This window comes from Kitasatospora brasiliensis (assembly GCF_032654805.1).
Classification (GTDB): Bacteria; Actinomycetota; Actinomycetes; order Streptomycetales; family Streptomycetaceae; genus Kitasatospora; species Kitasatospora brasiliensis.
Genome location: NZ_JAUOOW010000003.1, coordinates 447,299 through 462,924 on the forward strand (window position 1 = coordinate 447,299; position 15,626 = coordinate 462,924).

Consider the following 15,626-nt stretch of genomic DNA (forward strand, 5'->3'; position numbering starts at 1 on the left):
ACGGTTTCACCCCCTCTGACCTGCGGTTTCGCTCCTGCCTGGAACGGCGTCCTGGGACGTTCCGGAGCCCCCGCGGGGCCGTGCCGACCGCTCGGGAGGGGGCGGCACGGCAGGCGTCGGTACGATCGGGGGCATGGGTGGTGCGGAGCAGGAGGCTTGGGACTCCGAGGCGGCCGAGCGGGCGGTGGCGGTACTGAAGGCGGTGGCGGACCCGTCGCGGTACCGGCTGCTGTGGGCGCTGAGCCGGCGGGAACTGCCGGTGAGCGAACTGGCCGAGCTGTTGGGGGCGCACGTGGCGGCCACCTCGCAGCACCTGGCGAAGCTGCGGGCCGCCGGGCTGGTGGTGGCGCGGCGAGAGGGGACGCGGATCTTCTACCGGGCCACCGAGGTGCGCGGGCTGCTCACCGAGGCCGCGCTGATCGCCCACGACCTGCCGGCCCGCCGTGACGGCGGTGACGACGACGGCGCCCCGGCGGCCGGGGCGACCGCGCCGCAGCCCTTCGCCCGCGCGGTCCGGGCGGTGCGGCGGCGGCCCGCGACGGGCTGACCGGAGCGGCCGTATCGGGTCGGCGGTACCGGATCACTCGTATCGGGTCGGTGGCATCGAGTCGGTCATGTCGGGTCGGTGATACCGGGTCAGCCGTACCGGGTCGGTTGCATCGGGTTGATTGAATCGGACCGGCCGTACCGGGTCGGCCGTACCGGGTCGGTGGAATCGGATCAGCCGTACCGGGTCAGCGGCACCGGATCAGCCGGCGTCCGCCGGGATCTCGCCGTCGCGGATGGCCTGGGCCCGGCGGAACAACGCATCCGTCTGGTCGGCCAGCACGCCGCCGAGCAGCAGCTGCGGGGAGTAGAAGGACCGGGAGGCAGCGGCCACGGCCGTCGCGGAGATGCCGATCTGGTCCAACCCGGTGCGGCGCAGCCCTTCGATCGACGTCCCCCACACGACCCGCCGGATGCCGGCCCACGCACAGGCGCTCATGCACATCGGGCAGGGCTCCGAGGTCGTGTACAGCGTCGTGGCACCCCAGTCATGGGCCTCCGTCCGCTGGGCGAGGTCGTCGATGGCGACGATCTCCCCGTGGTCCGTCGGGTTCTTCGCCGACGCGTTGACACCGCGGGCCACCACCAGCCCGGACCGGACGATCACCGCTCCGAAGGGGTAGCGCGGCAGCTTGCGACCCTCGATGATCGCCTGGGCCATGAAGTACTCGTGGGCGCGCCGCTGGCCCTGATCCTCCTTCTGGCCCTGGCCCTGGTCCTGGTCTTGTGACTGCAACTGAGACTGCAACTGAGACTGCGACCGCGACTGAGGTAGCGCCTGCGGTTTCGACGGCGCGACCGGTATGGCGTGCGCGGCGTACGGAACGGCCCCGGCCGCGGCGGCGGTTCCGAGGAAGGAGCGCCTGTCCAACATCCCTGTGTTCTCCGTCCGGTCGACGTGCCGGCGCGACGGGGTGGGCCGGCCACGACGGCATTCTCGGCGGGCGGTGCGCGGCGCGCGGGACATGCGACGGTTTCCGCCGGCCGACCAGAGCGGTTCCGGCCGCACGTCCGGCTACGCCGGCTGCTACCCCGGTCCCTACCCCGCCCGCTACGCCGGCTGCTACCCCGGCCGCTACTCCGCCCGCTGCTCCAGCCGGTACTCCTGCCGGTCGGCGTCGTATGCGAACAGCCCGGCGTAGCGCCCCCAGTCGGTCGCCGTCTCCAGCTGCCGGTCGGTCTGCTCCACGGTGTAGTGGCGGCCGAGCAGGTCGCGCAGAAAGCCGGTGCGCACGCTGGCGCCGGGCCGGCCGCCGAGGCTGTTGGCGATCAGCTTGACCAGCGGGACCTCCAGGGCCGCGGCCGCGAAGACGGCGCGGGCGTCCGGGCCGTCGGCCCCGGTGTAGGCGGTGCCGGTCTCGGTGAGCAGCAGGTCGTCGCCGTGCACCTCGGCGAAGCCGAGCAGGTCGAGGGCGTCGACCTGGGGGAGGAGGTCGTCGATGTCCAGGCCGAGTTCGTCGGCGAGTCCGGCCAGGTCGCAGCTGCCGCCCCGGTGGGCGATCGTCTCGGCGAGACCGGTGAGGCCGTCCACTCCGGCGCTGGGCAGCGGGGCGCTGGCGACGGTGCGGCGGTCCGGGTCGAGGTCCGGGCCGGGGCCGGCGCGGCCGGGTGCCCGGGTGTCCTTGGGCCGGCCGGTCATGATCCGGTACACCCGGTCGACCAGTTCGTCGAAGGCGGCGCAGTCGCGGTCGCGCGGCCGCTCCAGGACGACCTCGACGGTCTCCCGGATGGTCCCGTACGGGCGGGCGCCGAGGACGACGATGCGGTCGGCCATCAGCACCGCCTCCTCGATGTTGTGGGTGACCAGGACGACCGCTCGGGTGGGGAACTGGCCGGAGTCCCACAGTTCCATCAGTTCGCCGCGGAGGTTCTCGGCGGTGAGCACGTCGAGCGCGGAGAACGGTTCGTCCATCATCAGCACGTCCGGCTCGACGACCAGCGCCCGGGCGAAGCCGACCCGCTGGCGCATGCCGCCGGAGAGCTCCTTGGGGTAGGCGGACTCGAAGCCGGTCAGGCCGATCAGGTCGATGGCCTGGGCGGCGGCCCGGGAGCGTTCCCGGGGCGGTACCCCGCGGGCCTCCAGGCCGAGCTCGACGTTCTGCCGGACGGTCAGCCAGGGCAGCAGAGCGAAGGTCTGGAAGACCAGCGCGGTGCCGGGGTTGGCGCCGGTGAGCGGGGTGTCGCGGTAGCGGACGGTGCCGGAGCTGGGCGGGATCAGTCCGGCCAGGCAGCGCAGCAGGGTGGACTTGCCGGAGCCCGAGCGTCCGAGCACCGCGACGATCTCGCCGGCCCGCACGGTGAGGTCGATGCCGGAGAGCACCGGCAGCTGTCCGGCGGCCCCGGCGTAGGCCTTGGTCAGGCCGACGGTCTCCAGCAGGACCTCGTCCTGTGGGCCGGGGACGGCGCCGGGGGTGACAGGAGGGACGGCGGCGGCACGGGAGCGGAAGGGGAAGCGCATCGGCGGACTCCGGACGACAGCGTGGACTACAGCGAGTAGCGCCGCTCGGCCAGCCGGTACAGCCGGCGCCAGAGCAGACGGTTGAGGGCGACGACGTACAGGCTCATCACCGCGACCCCGGCGAGCAGGTGCGGGTGGTCGCCGTGTTCGGCGGCCCGGGCGATGTACGCGCCGAGGCCGGTCGCGGTCAGCGTGGTGCCGCCGAAGGTGACCACCTCGGCGACGATGGAGGCGTTCCAGGCGCCGCCGGAGGCGGTGATGCCGCCGGTGACGTACGCCGGGAAGACGGCCGGGATGATCAGCCGCCGCCAGCGCTGCCAGCCGCGCACGCCCAGGTCGTCCATGGCCTCGCGCAGGTCGGCGGGGACGGCCATGGCGCCGGCGATGGCATTGAACAGGATGTACCACTGGGATCCGAGCGCCATCAGCAGGATGCCGCCGAGGTCGATCGACACCCCGGTGCGCAGCAGCAGCCAGATGGCGAGCGGGTAGAGGAAGTTGGCCGGGAAACTGGCCAGTACCTGGACGACGGGCTGGGCGATCCGGGTCAGCCGGGGCGAGAAGCCGATCTTCACCCCGATCGGCACCCAGACCACGGTGGCCACCGCGACCAGCACCACCACCCGGGCGGCGGTGGCGAGCCCGAGCAGCAGCGGCTCGCCGAAGACGCCGAGGCCGGTGCGCTCGGCGAGGTAGCGGCCGAGGTCGACGAGGCCCCAGAGCACGATGCCGCCGGAGACGAGGGCGAAGGCCACGTCCCCGGCCCGCCGCCGTTGGGGGTGGACGGCGGGCGGGCGGTCGACGGTGCCGAACACCCGTCCGGCCCGGTTCAGGGCCCGCCCGACGGGGCGCAGCGCCCGGCCGAGCGCGGTGGGCAGGCGGGAGCGGCGCAGCAGGTCGAGCACCATCGAGCGCTGGACCTCGGTGGCCTCGGACTGCTCGTTCTTGAACCGTTCGGCCCAGGCGGTGAGCGGCCGCCAGAACAGGAAGTTGACGCCGATCACCAGCACCACCATGGTGGCGATCGCCCAGCCGACCCGGCCGAGGTCCCCGGCGGCGATGGCCGCGCCCGCGTACGAGCCGACCCCGGGCAGCGCGTACCGCTGGTTGTCCACGGTGATCGCCTCGGAGGCGACCAGGAAGAACCAGCCGCCGCCGAAGCCGAGCATGCCGTTCCAGACCAGGCCGATCATGCCCGAGGGCAGCTCGACCTTCCAGAACCGCGTCCACCGGCTGAACCCGAACGAGCGTGACAGCTCGTCGAGTTCGCGCGGCAGCGAGACCAGGGCCTGGTAGAAGGCGAAGGTCATGTTCCAGGCCTGGGAGGTGAAGATGGCGAACACGGCCGCGCATTCCAGGCCGAGCATCGAGCCGGGGAACAGGGCGAGGAAGCCGGAGACGGCGACGCTCAGGAAGGCGAGCACCGGCACCGACTGGAGGATGTCCAGGGCCGGGATCAGCACCCGCTCCAGCCGGCGGCTGCGGGCGGCGGCGTAGGCGTAGCAGAAGGTGAAGACGACCGAGACGGCGAGCGCGGCGAACATCCGCAGCAGCGAGCGCAGCGCGTCGTACGGCAGCCGGGCCGGGTCGGTGTCGACGGCCGCGTCCCGGGCGGTGGAGAAGCGCAGGGTGCCGCCCTGGCCGAGGCGCAGCGCGAGGTAGAGCAGCACCAGGACGGCGGCCGCGACGACCAGGTCCACCCACACCCGCCCGCCGAGGCGGCCGGCCGTGCGGGCGGGCAGCGAGCCGCGGGGCCGGCCGGGCGGCGAGGCCCGGGACAGGGCCGGCAGCGGGCTGCGGGACCGGCCCGGGGTGGGCTTCGGCAGGGTCATCGGTACCTCCGGCGCAAACCCGGGCAGTCTGCTCCCTCGGTAGGTCCGTACGCAAACCCGTCCCGTGGGCTGCTGCCTCGGGGGTGCTACCCGGGCCCCGCGGACGTCGGCCCCGCGGACGTCGGCGCGGACGGGCCGGACGCGGCGGCCGGGCCGGCCCCGGTGCGCCGACGGGCCTCGGTGACCAGCAGCCGGGCGGTCCGGCCGGGCAGGTCCAGGTGCCGGGCGATCCACCGGGGGTCCTGGCCGTGGGTGGCGAACACCCAGGCGGTGTAGAGCCGGCTCAGGCCGGGCGCGCCGGGGGCGAGCAGCAGTGGGCGGACCTGCTCCATCGGGAAGCCGTCCAGCGAGCGGGCGCTGAACCACTGGGTGTCCTCGCCCCCGGCCCGGGCCCCCGCGAGCAGCGCGGCCGTGCCCGCCCGCCGCCGGCTGCCGGCCAGCAGCAGGGCGAGCAGCAGCCCGGCGACCGAGGCGCCGATGAGCGTGCCGGACAGGAAGAGCCGCAGCGGGTGGGGCGCGAGGCCGACGGCCAGGCCCTCGGCGGTGACCAGCAGCAGGACGCCGCACAGCGCGGTGCCTCTGCCGGTCCGGGGGAACAGGACGGTTCGGGTCATCGCGGAGGTCCTCCTCCTCGTGCGTTCTCGGGCAGCGTGCCGTTTTCGGACAGTGCCGCGTTCTCGGGCAGTGGTCCTCAGGCGGTCCGGGCCAGCTTGGGGTCGTACTTGTAGCCGATCTGCCGGACGGTGGCGATCGCCTCCCGGTGCCCGGGGCCGAGCTTGCGCCGGATCCGGGCGATGTGGGTGGCGACGGTGCGGGAGTCGCCGGTGTCCAGGCGGCCCCAGACGGTCTCCATCAGCTGGCGCCGGGAGTGCACCCGCAGCGGGTTGCCGACCAGGTGGGCGAGCAGTTCGAACTCCAGGAACGGCATGGTGACGGGACGGCCCTCGACGGTGACGATCCGCTGCTCGGTGTCCACCACCAGTCCGGGCGCGGGGGCCGGTTGCGGGGTGGGGCGGCGGTTCGGGGCGGTCACCGGTCGGTCCGAGAAGAGGGCGTCGATCCGGGGGTAGCGCAGGGCCATGGTGGTCGGGCTCCTTCGGAGGCGGGTGGGGTGGGGTCGGTCGGGTGGGGGTGGGGGCCGCTCAGCGGGCGGGGTGCCAGCCGGCTTCCAGCCGGGTGGTGCCGTCCGGCGCGGTGACGGTCCGCCAGCGGGCCCGCAGCCCGCGTGCGGCCCCGACCGCCGGGTTGTCCCCCGGGCCGGCGGCCGGAGCCGGGACGGCCCGGAGGACGGGGCTGTCCAGTGGGCTCGCTGCCAGGCGTCGGCCGACGGCGGCGAGGCTGGAGCGCAGTCGGCCCCGATCGGTGAGGGGACGGGTGGGCCGGAAAGTGGCGACGATGGTCATGGCAGGTCACCTCCGTGACAGGACGACGGACGGGGAGGGCGCGCGGGAGGGCGCGCGGGGAGGGCGCGCGGGGAGCCGGATGGCTCGATGGCTCCCGCGCGGCTCAGTGGTTCAGCGCGGTTTGGACGATCTTGACGATGACCATGGCCATCGCGACCAGCAGGTAGGCGCGCAGCGCGCCCATGCCGACCTTGCGGGCGGTGGACATCACCGGCTTGTCGAGGGTCTCCAGCGGGGGCATCCGCCAGTCCTCCCGGCCGGTGCGGTCGATGGGGTCCTCCTTGGTGCCGCGCCGCCCGAAGGTGAAGAAGTACCCGGCGACGAGCACCCCGGAGACGCCGCAGCCGGCCATGATCCACAGGATCGCGTCGGAGCTGATGTCCGGCCAGACCACGGCGGCGGTGAGGATCAGCGAGAGCATCACCAGGACGCCGACGACGGCCGAGGTGAAGGCGTTGGTCCTGGGACCGTTCACCCAGGGGCCGAGGACGGCCTTGTCGTTGCAGAGCAGCAGGAGGAAGACGGTCGCGGAGGGCAGCAGCACCCCGGCCAGCACCTGGACGAACTGGGTCATCAGGCCCTGGGTGTAGTCGGTGGAGAGCAGGGTGATCGCGGCGGCGACCACGACCAGGCCCGCGTAGATCCCGTAGAAGCCCTTGGCGCCCTTGACCCCGCGGTGCAGCGAGTGCCTGATGCCGAAGACGTCGCCGATCGCGTACGCGGTGGACAGGGAGACGGCGAAGGCGCCGATGATCGAGGCGTCCAGCAGCGCGATCGCGAACAGCACGCCCGCCAGGTGCCCGGCCTTGTCCTCGATGCCGCGGGCGACGGCGGCCGCGTCGGAGAACTGCCCGAAGCCGTCCGTACCGGCGAAGGCGGCGGCGGTGAGGCCCATCATGGCGGCGGCGCCGACGATCACGATCACGATGCCGATCCACAGGTCGGCCTTCTCGTACGACATGAAGCGCGGGGTGATCCGCTTGTCGATGACGTAGGACTGCTGGAAGAACAGCTGCCAGGGCGCCACGGTGGTGCCGACGATGGAGACGATCACCAGCATCACGGCGGCCAGCTCGCCCGCGCCGCCGGGCATGGTGGGCACCACGAAGTCGTGGGCCATCTGCGAGGTCTTCGGGTGGAGCAGGAAGTAGATCGGGACCAGCAGCAGCGAGCCCAGGCACAGGGTGACGGCGACCCGCTCGAAGCGCTGGAAGGAGCCGGTGAAGGCCGAGGCGATGATGATCCCGGCCGCCAGCACCACCGAGGCCGCCTTCGGCAGGCCCAGGTACCCGGCCGCCAGCGTGACCCCGATGAACTCGGTGACCAGCGTCAGCGCGTTCAGCAGGAACAAGTCGATCACGCTGAACGCGCCCCAGAACTTTCCGAAGCGCTCCAGGATCAGCCGGGCGTGCCCGACCCCCGTGACGGCGCCCAGGCGCAGCACCATCTCCTGGTTGACGTAGAGCACCGGGACGAGCATCAGCAGCGTCCACAGCAGCTTGGTGCCGTAGTTCTGTCCGGCCTGCCCGTAGGTGGAGAAGGCGCCGGCGTCGTTGTCGCCGACCATCACGATCAGGCCGGGGCCGACGATCGCGAGCAGGGTCTTCAGCCGCGCCGACAGGCCGTGGCGGGGGGTGGTGTCGTCGAGCCGGATGGTGCCGAGCGCGCCCTTGATGTCGCCGACGTGCGCGTCGTCGAGGACGGCCGAACGGGGCTCCGGCGCTATGGAGTCGAGGGTGGTGTGGATGGTCATGGGGGTTCCTCCCAGGGCCCCGGTCAGCCGGGGCGGGTCGGAGGCAGGCGGCGTCGTTCCCTGGGTGCTCGCGTGTTCGTCCGCAGGCGTGCGTGCGCGCTGTGCTCGTCGTGTGCGTGCCGGCGGGCTTGCGTGCTTGCTTGTCGCGTTCGGGCACGGCGCATCGGCGCGCGACGCCGCGGCCCGGACGATGGCGTGCGGGCATGGCGAAGTCGCGTGCGGACGTGCCGTGTTGAAGGTGACGTGACGTCAGAAGCTGGCGCAGGGAAAGGTGTTACCGCGTGCCGGAGGTGTACGAGGGCAGGCGGGGGTAGGGGCAACTGTGGCCCGGACTACTGCAATCCATGTCTCCCGCCTCCTCCCGGCCGGCGCACCCCGTGGTGCGTGTCATCGACGCGGCAAGGAGTTCACCGGCCCGCGCAACGCGACCGCCGGTTCACCCCAACTGCTCAGAGCTTATCCCTGCTCCAGGGTGATACTTGCGTACTTGGTAGAACCTTTACCTTTCTTGGCGATGGCTTATCCGACCTCGGTCGCGGAGGTGTCGAGGTCGATGCGGTCGGTGCGGGTGTGGACGTTCATCGAGTCGCCGCGCAGGAAGCCGGCCAGGGTGAGTCCGGTCTCCTCGGCGAGTTCCACGGCCGGTGAGGACGGTGCGGACACGGCCGCGAGCATGGGGATGCCCGCCATCACGGCCTTCTGCACCAGTTCGAAGGAGGCCCGGCCGCTGACCACCAGCACCGTGCCGCGAGCCGGCAGCAGGCCCTCGCGCAGTGCGTGGCCGACGACCTTGAACCCCTACGGATCAATCCTCGCGCGCCCGCCCTCGGAGCCGTCGGCCGGCCCGTGGGTCGGCACGACGGCTACCCGTCGTGCCCGACCGACACCACCACCGCGCTGGCCGCGCCGGCCGGCGTCTCGTAATTCACCGTCTCCCCGGCGCGCCGCCCGAGCAGCGCCTTCCCGAGCGGGCTGTCGAAGGTCACCAGGGTGAGGTCCCGCTCCTCCGCCAGCTCCGAGATCTCGACGGTCTCCTGCGTCCCGTCGTCGAAACGCACGGTCACCGTCGACCCCACCCCCACCACGTGTGCGGACGGCTCCCCGGCCACCTCGGCCTCCCGCAGCCGCCCCTCCAGCTCGACGATCCGCCGGTCCAGCCGCGTCACCTCCGACGCCCGCTGCAACTCGTCCGCCGCATCCGCCCGGTCCCCCACCGGCTCCACCCCGCGCAGCGTCGCGGCCACCTTCCCCCGCTCCACCCGCAGCTGTGCCAACTCCTCCCGCACCGCACGCAGGCCCTCGGCACTGATCGGTTCCGGCCCACCGCTCATCCCAAGCTCCCGGGTCTGCTCATCCCACCCTCGAACACCGGCCGCCTCCCATTACCCCACCGCCCGAAGGTCCGGGCAAGTTCGCACCCGAGAGCGGCTGGTGTTCGACGCGACGGCGTTCGGGCAGGACCCCGCCCCGACCGTGAACCGGTTGCGGCGTCGGCGTCGCCAGGGCAGGCCCGACGGGTTCGAGCACCTGGTGGTCGAGTTCATGACCCCGGACGGCACGGCCCCCGACGACCCACGGGTGGCGCGACCGCCGTCGCGCCGGACGACCCCGCGAGGCCGCGGGTCACCGAGCGAGAGACCGTGCCGGGACCACCGGTTCGAGGAAAGCGCTCGGAGCGCCGTGCCAGGACACGCGCAGGGCTTCGCGGGCTCGGGTGCAGGCCACGAAGAGCAGGCTCAGCTCGCCGTCCAGGTCCTCGCGGTGCTGTAGCGGGTCGGTGTCCTCCGGGGTGATCGCGCTGGGCATGGGAAGTAGGCCGTCGCTGACGCCCGCCACGGCGACGCAGCGGAACTCCAGTCCCTTCATTCGATGCATGGTGCCGATCCGGACGCCGGGGGAGGGCACGCCGCCGAGCACGTGGGCCGGTGTCCCGCTCCGTTCCAGGGCGTCGGCGATGTCGCGGCCGAACCGGACGGTCCGGACGGCGACCCCGATGTCCTCGGGGCTCACGCCGGAGGTGGTCCACTCCTCGACGCGGGTGACGAGGGCCTGGATCTCCTCGGCCTGGTCGAGGTGGCCGTGGACCTCGGGGTGGGCGCCGTGCAGGGTGGAGTGGTAGCCGGCCAGCGACTCCTCCCCGCCGTCCATGTCGTCCGGGCGTTCGCCGGTCAGCAGGGACGCGGACCAGCTGAGTATCTCCTGCGTCGTCCGGTAGTTGACCCGGAGCCGGAAGGAACGACCGACCACCTGGATGCCGAGCGAGCGCAGCGAGACCCTGTTCCCGTAGATTCGCTGGTGCGGATCGCCGGCGAGGAAGAGGTCGTCCGGGCCGGTGGCCACCAGGGCGCGCAGGAAGCGCCACTGGACGGGGTGCAGGTCCTGCGCCTCGTCGATCACCACGTGCCGGAACGGACGCCCGTCCGCGTCGTCGAGCGCCCGCGCGGCCCGCGCGCAGACCTGGAGGGACGTCAGCTCCCCGGCCTGGCGCAGTTCCTCCTCGAACGCGGCCACCACGCGCCACAGTTCGGCCCGCTCCGGGGTCCCGAGAGCCTTGCCCCGGCCGGACCGCGGTGCCTTCAGGTACTGCTCCCGGCTCTCGATCGCCTGGGCCAGGACGACCTGTCGCCACTCCTGGTCGAGGAACAGGTCGGTGAACCCGACGCCGAGGCGGCGGGCGACCCGCCCCCAGCGGGCGAGGACGGCGCGTTGCTGGAAGAGGACCTTCGACGGGGCGCCGGCGCGGGAACGCCGCAGGACCTCGTCGGCCAGCGCGTCGACGGTGACCACCCGGACCTTCGCCCGGATCCGCCCGTCCGTGACGAGCAGGGCGAGGCAGCGTTCCAGTTCCGCGGCGAGGTCCCCGGAGAAGGTGGTCAGCAGAATCGATCCGTCAGGTGCGTCGGCGGGCAACCGGCGTGCCAGGTGGTAGGCCCGGTGCAGGGCCACCACCGTCTTTCCCGTCCCGGGACCACCGGTGACCCGGGCCGGCCCGCTGTAGGACTCCCGGTAGGCCACCCGGTACTGGGCCGGGTGCAGGAAGATCCGCCAGGCGTCGAAGGGACGTTCCAGGATCTCCAGCAGCTCGTCGGGGCCGGACACCAGGGCGACCCGGCCGCGTGCCCGGGCCATCGCCGAGACCAGGCCGTCCGTGGGCTGTTCGACGCTCGTGGGGGCGGCCGCCCGGGCGTACGCCCGGACGATCTCCCGGTCGATCTCGGCCGGCTCCATCCCGCTCGCCAGGCCGATCAGGACGTCGAACTGCTGCTCCGGCAACACCCGGTGGAGCGCCTCGAGATGGGCCTCGTCGGGGAGCAGCCGGATGATCGGCAGGATCTCCTCGTCGACGCCCAGACTGCGCAGGACCTTGTCGGAGCGGTCGGCGAACAGCCGCCGGGGTTCGTCGGCGGCCAGGGCCTTCAGGGACCGGGAGGCCCGCTCCAGCGCGACGTCGTTGCGGATCTCGACGCCCTGGGTGGCGGCGTTGACCGAGGCCCGGTGCTTGACGGCCCAGTCGTTGGCCTTGTCGTGGGGGAGCACCTTCAGCAGGAGGTAGCTGTCGCCCTGGTCCTCCTTGAGGACCACCCCGCGCCAGAAACCGGTGATCCGGATGGTCCGGATCCGGGGGTCCCGCTGGTGGGTGAGCTTCTCCAGGTGCACGCCGCTGTGCGTGGCCTCGGTGAACTTCTCGAAGGTCTCGAACACCCGCCGCTGCACCGGCTTCTCCAGCGCCGCGAACTCCATCAGGAAGTCCCGGTGCATGCCCAGCGTCGCCACGCAGGCCCCCTTGCGCCTCTGTCGGGTCGGGCAGTGTGCTCACTGTACTGGCGAAGCCGGCCCGCGGGGGTGGCGGTGATCACCTTCGGGGGTGGGGTGGGGGGTGAAAGCGCAGGTCGGGGGCTTGGGTGGGGAGCGGTGGGGAGGGACCGGCCGTCGGGACGCGAGCGGGCGAAGCTACCATGTGGGCAACACCCTCAGCTCGACCCTCAGCTCGAAAGATGGACTTGTGACTGTCAACGACGACGTGTTCACGGACTGGAAGAACCGCGAGGAGATCGCGGAGTCGATGATCCCGATCATCGGGCGGCTGCACCGGGAGCGGGACGTCACCGTTCTGTGCCACAGCCGTTCCCTGGTGAACAAGTCGGTGGTCAGCATCCTCAAGACGCACCGCTTCGCCCGGCAGATAGCCGGCGAGGAGCTCTCGGTCACCGAGACGATGCCGTTCCTGGAGGCGCTCACCACCCTGGACCTCGGCCCCTCGCAGATCGACCTCGGCATGCTCGCCGCGACCTACAAGGCGGACGACCGCGGCCTGTCGGTGGCGGAGTTCACCGCCCAGGCCGTCGCCGGCGCCACCGGTGAGAACAAGCTGGAGCGCCGGTCCGGTCAGGACGTCGTGCTGTACGGGTTCGGCCGCATCGGCCGGCTGGTCGCCCGCCTGCTGATCGAGAAGGCCTCGGGCAACGGCCTGCGGCTGAAGGCCATCGTCGTGCGCAACAGCGGCGGCGACGACCTGGTCAAGCGCGCCTCGCTGCTGCGTCGTGACTCCATCCACGGCCAGTTCCAGGGCACGATCACCGTCGACGAGGCGAACAACAAGATCATCGCCAACGGCAACGAGATCACGGTGATCTACTCCGACGACCCGACCAAGGTCGACTACACGGAGTACGGGATCAAGGACGCGATCCTGATCGACAACACCGGCCGCTGGCGCGACCGCGAGGGCCTGTCGAAGCACCTGCGCCCCGGTATCGCCAAGGTCGTGCTGACCGCGCCGGGCAAGGGCGACGTCCCGAACATCGTGCACGGCGTCAACCACGACATGATCAAGCCGGACGAGCAGATCATCTCCTGCGCCTCCTGCACCACCAACGCCATCGTCCCGCCGCTGAAGGCGATGGAGGACGAGTACGGCGTGGTCCGCGGCCACGTGGAGACCGTCCACTCGTTCACCAACGACCAGAACCTGCTGGACAACTACCACAAGGCCGACCGTCGCGGCCGCTCGGCGCCGCTGAACATGGTGATCACCGAGACCGGTGCCGCCTCGGCCGTCGCCAAGGCCCTGCCGGACCTCCAGGCGAAGATCACCGGCAGCTCGATCCGCGTCCCCGTGCCGGACGTCTCCATCGCGATCCTCAACCTCCAGCTGAAGCGGGAGACCAACCGCGAGGACGTCCTGGAGTACCTGCGGAACATCTCGCTGACCTCGCCGCTGAAGCGCCAGATCGACTTCACCGACTCGCCCGACGCGGTCTCCAGCGACTTCATCGGCTCGCGCCACGCCTCGATCGTGGACGCCGGCGCGACCAAGGTCGACGGCGACAACGCGATCCTGTACCTGTGGTACGACAACGAGTTCGGCTACTCGTGCCAGGTCATCCGGGTCGTCCAGTACATCTCGGGCGTCGAGTACCCGACCTACCCGGTTCCGGCGGTCTGATCCACCGGTAGGGCAGTACGGCGGGGCGGTGACCGATCGGTCACCGCCCCGCCGGCGTTCCGGGGGCGGGCCGCGGTCGGTGGGCTTGGCGGCGACGGCCCGGGCCCGGCGGGGGATGGGGGAGGGGCGGCGGCTATGTTGAGGGGTCACTGGCCGGACTGTGGAGGGTGACGGGGATGGGTGGTCGGCGGGTGCTCGCCGCGGTGGCGGCGGCCGGGGTGCTGACGGGCGTGCTGGCCGGGTGCTCCTCCGGGGGGTCCAAGGATGCGGGCGGGGCGGCTCCGGCTCCGGCTTCGGCTTCGGCGGCGGCGTCGAGTCCGACGGAGGGGACGGGGGCGGGGGCGGCTGAGACGGCCGGGGTGCCGGCGACCGTGCCCCCCGCCATCCCCGGGACGGCACCGGCCCCCGCGCCGGTCACCCCCGCCGCGGAGGCGCCGCACGGCGACCTGGCGGCGGCGCTGTTGGACGACAAGACGGTCGACCAGGTGCTGCCGGACGCCAAGGCGATGGCCGGGTGGGAGCAGGAGAAGCGCAGGGTCGACACCGCCGACCACACCGTCACCTGCGCCGGAGCCGCCGCCGCGTCCTGTGCCGGCAAGCCGTTGAGCGGGTCGGTCCGGTTCTCCTCGGGCGACGTGGTCGTCCGCTTCCTGGTGGACACCCTGCCGAGCCGGGAGGCGGCCGCCCAGCGGTTGAAGGAGAGTTACTCCTCGTACGCCGCCGGGCCGTTCAAGAAGGTCGACACCCCCGCGCTGGGCAGCGAGAGCCAGGCGTTCCAGGGGCCGCTGGCCGAGGGCGAGGGCGTCGGCATCGTGGTGCGCTCGGGCACCGTGGTGGCGAGCGTGACCAGCGAGGGCGGGCCGGTGGACGTGGCGGCGACGCGCAAGTTCGCGGTGATGCTGGTGCGGCGGATCGAGCAGGCGCAGTCCGGGACGGCGCCGGACGCCGGGCTCGGGGTGGGCTGAGGGAGCGTCGGCCCGCGCGGGCAGCGCGCTGGGCTGGGCAAACGGATGTCAGTCGACCGTGATATGTACCTATCTCGTGGCCACTGTTCGGTCATGTGACAGATACCGATGACGTTCGAGGGGGTCACACATGCCGCTGTTCCGACGCCGCTCCGGCGGGGAGGGCGAACAGGACCGGGCCGGGCGGCGCGGGTTCGGGTTCGGCCTCGGTCGGCGGGGCGCCGGATCGGCCGCGCCGGCCGGCGGCGGCGAGCCACGGCTCGACCAGTCGTACGGGGACGAGTCGGCGCGCCTGGCGCTGCGCCAGGCCCTCGCCGGGGACTGGGCCGAGCTGCGCCCCCTGCTGGCCGCCGCCGACAACGACCAGCTGTCCTTCCTGATCGGCGTGATGTCCGAGGTCCCCCGGGTCGAGCAGTGGACGTCCCGGGCGCTGGCCGACACCCCGGACGACACCCTGCTGTTGCTGCTGTCCGGCGCCCGGCACGTCCAATGGGGCTGGGAGGCCCGGACGGGCGGCTGGGCCAAGGACGTCACCGAGGAGCGCTGGAAGCTGTTCCACAAGCGGTTGGACATCGCCGAGGAGCAGCTGCTGGAGGTCGCCGAGCGCGAGCCGTCCTGGCACGCCCCCTGGTCCTTCCTGCAGCGGAGCGCCCTCGGGGCCTCGCTCGGCCCGGAGGTCGCCGCCTGCCGCTTCGAGGCCGCGGTGCGCCGGGCGCCCGGGATCGTCGGCCCGTACCGGACCAGGCTCCAGCAGCTGAGCGCCAAGTGGGGCGGCTCGCACGAGGAGATGCACGAGTTCGCCCGCGCCACGATGCTCGCAGCCCCCGAGGGTAGCCAGCTCGGCGAGCTGGTGGCCCTCGCGCACCTGGAGCACTGGCTGGCCCTCCCGGAGGGCGAGGACGGCGCCTACCTGACCAGCCCCGCCGTGGTGGCCGGGCTGCAGGAGGCGGCCTTCCGGTCCGTCCTGCACCCGGACTTCATACCCGTGCGCGGCTGGCAGCGGAGCTTCAACGCCTTCGCGATGGCCTTCTCCCTCGCCGACCAGCCCAAGACGGCGCGGCTGCTGTTCGACGCGCTGGACAACTGCGTGACCGACGCGCCCTGGCACTACCTGGCGGGGGACCCGGTCAGGTCCTTCCGCGTCCACCGCGACCGCTGCGCCTCGTACCGGCGCTGAGTCGCACCCTCCACTGCCGCCATAGGCACCCAACCGCCGTCACCGA

The 15,626-nt window shown here is 72.6% G+C and carries 13 protein-coding genes and 1 pseudogene; 4 read left to right on the forward strand and 10 right to left on the reverse strand.

Annotated elements, in window-relative coordinates; translation table 11 throughout:
- Positions 1 to 133 precede the first annotated feature (133 nt).
- A complete protein-coding gene (locus tag QWJ13_RS14130) occupies positions 134 to 547 on the forward strand; it encodes an ArsR/SmtB family transcription factor (protein ID WP_316524409.1) in 414 nt (137 codons plus the stop codon).
- A gap of 201 nt (positions 548 to 748) precedes the next feature.
- Here QWJ13_RS14130 and QWJ13_RS14135 read toward each other — a convergent pair whose 3' ends face one another.
- From QWJ13_RS14135 to QWJ13_RS14180, 10 genes and pseudogenes are all read right to left on the reverse strand, one after another.
- On the reverse strand, positions 749 to 1,282 hold the full coding sequence (locus QWJ13_RS14135; RefSeq protein WP_316524410.1) for a nucleoside deaminase: 534 nt from the start codon (positions 1,280 to 1,282) through the stop codon (positions 749 to 751).
- 339 nt (positions 1,283 to 1,621) lie between these two features.
- A complete protein-coding gene (locus QWJ13_RS14140) occupies positions 1,622 to 3,004 on the reverse strand; it encodes an ABC transporter ATP-binding protein (RefSeq protein WP_316524413.1) in 1,383 nt (460 codons plus the stop codon).
- 26 nt (positions 3,005 to 3,030) lie between these two features.
- Positions 3,031 to 4,836, reverse strand: a complete 1,806-nt coding sequence (locus QWJ13_RS14145; RefSeq protein ID WP_316524414.1) for an ABC transporter permease — start codon at positions 4,834 to 4,836, stop codon at positions 3,031 to 3,033.
- Positions 4,837 to 4,922: 86 nt separating this feature from the next.
- The gene (locus QWJ13_RS14150; RefSeq protein WP_316524416.1) at positions 4,923 to 5,450 is read right to left on the reverse strand and encodes a hypothetical protein; all 528 of its coding nucleotides are present in this window, start codon (positions 5,448 to 5,450) and stop codon (positions 4,923 to 4,925) included.
- Between the two features lie 77 nt (positions 5,451 to 5,527).
- Positions 5,528 to 5,917, reverse strand: a complete 390-nt coding sequence (locus QWJ13_RS14155) for a winged helix-turn-helix domain-containing protein (RefSeq protein WP_316524418.1) — start codon at positions 5,915 to 5,917, stop codon at positions 5,528 to 5,530.
- Positions 5,918 to 5,978: 61 nt separating this feature from the next.
- The gene (locus QWJ13_RS14160) at positions 5,979 to 6,239 is read right to left on the reverse strand and encodes a hypothetical protein (protein WP_316524419.1); all 261 of its coding nucleotides are present in this window, start codon (positions 6,237 to 6,239) and stop codon (positions 5,979 to 5,981) included.
- A gap of 103 nt (positions 6,240 to 6,342) precedes the next feature.
- Entirely contained in the window at positions 6,343 to 7,992 is a 1,650-nt protein-coding gene (locus tag QWJ13_RS14165) for an NRAMP family divalent metal transporter (RefSeq protein WP_316524422.1), read from the reverse strand.
- A 519-nt stretch (positions 7,993 to 8,511) separates the two neighbouring features.
- A pseudogene (locus QWJ13_RS14170) lies at positions 8,512 to 8,784 on the reverse strand (formate dehydrogenase accessory sulfurtransferase FdhD); the annotation flags it as partial.
- A 71-nt stretch (positions 8,785 to 8,855) separates the two neighbouring features.
- On the reverse strand, positions 8,856 to 9,323 hold the full coding sequence (locus tag QWJ13_RS14175) for a GreA/GreB family elongation factor (RefSeq protein WP_316524425.1): 468 nt from the start codon (positions 9,321 to 9,323) through the stop codon (positions 8,856 to 8,858).
- Between the two features lie 292 nt (positions 9,324 to 9,615).
- Complete coding sequence (locus tag QWJ13_RS14180) at positions 9,616 to 11,766, reverse strand: UvrD-helicase domain-containing protein (protein WP_316524427.1); 2,151 nt, start codon at positions 11,764 to 11,766, stop codon at positions 9,616 to 9,618.
- A gap of 229 nt (positions 11,767 to 11,995) precedes the next feature.
- On the opposite strand from QWJ13_RS14180, the gene QWJ13_RS14185 reads away from it, so the two are divergent.
- The 3 genes from QWJ13_RS14185 to QWJ13_RS14195 all read left to right on the forward strand — a co-directional run bounded on the left by QWJ13_RS14185 (position 11,996) and on the right by QWJ13_RS14195 (position 15,580).
- The gene (locus tag QWJ13_RS14185) at positions 11,996 to 13,438 is read left to right on the forward strand and encodes a glyceraldehyde-3-phosphate dehydrogenase (protein WP_316524429.1); all 1,443 of its coding nucleotides are present in this window, start codon (positions 11,996 to 11,998) and stop codon (positions 13,436 to 13,438) included.
- Positions 13,439 to 13,809: 371 nt separating this feature from the next.
- Positions 13,810 to 14,403 (forward strand): hypothetical protein, encoded by a 594-nt coding sequence (locus QWJ13_RS14190; protein WP_316524430.1) that lies wholly within the window; start codon positions 13,810 to 13,812, stop codon positions 14,401 to 14,403.
- A gap of 130 nt (positions 14,404 to 14,533) precedes the next feature.
- On the forward strand, positions 14,534 to 15,580 hold the full coding sequence (locus QWJ13_RS14195; RefSeq protein ID WP_316524432.1) for a hypothetical protein: 1,047 nt from the start codon (positions 14,534 to 14,536) through the stop codon (positions 15,578 to 15,580).
- The last annotated feature ends 46 nt before the right edge of the window (positions 15,581 to 15,626 follow it).

Excerpts from the sequence above, each read along its gene's own strand:
- QWJ13_RS14130 (WP_316524409.1), top strand. The coding sequence starts at position 134 with ATGGGTGGTGCGGAGCAGGAGGCTTGGGACTCCGAGGCGGCCGAGCGG.
- QWJ13_RS14140 (WP_316524413.1), bottom strand. The coding sequence starts at position 3,004 with ATGCGCTTCCCCTTCCGCTCCCGTGCCGCCGCCGTCCCTCCTGTCACC.
- QWJ13_RS14155 (WP_316524418.1), bottom strand. The coding sequence starts at position 5,917 with ATGGCCCTGCGCTACCCCCGGATCGACGCCCTCTTCTCGGACCGACCG.
- QWJ13_RS14195 (WP_316524432.1), top strand. The coding sequence starts at position 14,534 with ATGCCGCTGTTCCGACGCCGCTCCGGCGGGGAGGGCGAACAGGACCGG.
- QWJ13_RS14175 (WP_316524425.1), bottom strand. The coding sequence starts at position 9,323 with ATGAGCGGTGGGCCGGAACCGATCAGTGCCGAGGGCCTGCGTGCGGTG.
- QWJ13_RS14160 (WP_316524419.1), bottom strand. The coding sequence starts at position 6,239 with ATGACCATCGTCGCCACTTTCCGGCCCACCCGTCCCCTCACCGATCGG.
- QWJ13_RS14150 (WP_316524416.1), bottom strand. The coding sequence starts at position 5,450 with ATGACCCGAACCGTCCTGTTCCCCCGGACCGGCAGAGGCACCGCGCTG.
- QWJ13_RS14165 (WP_316524422.1), bottom strand. The coding sequence starts at position 7,992 with ATGACCATCCACACCACCCTCGACTCCATAGCGCCGGAGCCCCGTTCG.
- QWJ13_RS14145 (WP_316524414.1), bottom strand. The coding sequence starts at position 4,836 with ATGACCCTGCCGAAGCCCACCCCGGGCCGGTCCCGCAGCCCGCTGCCG.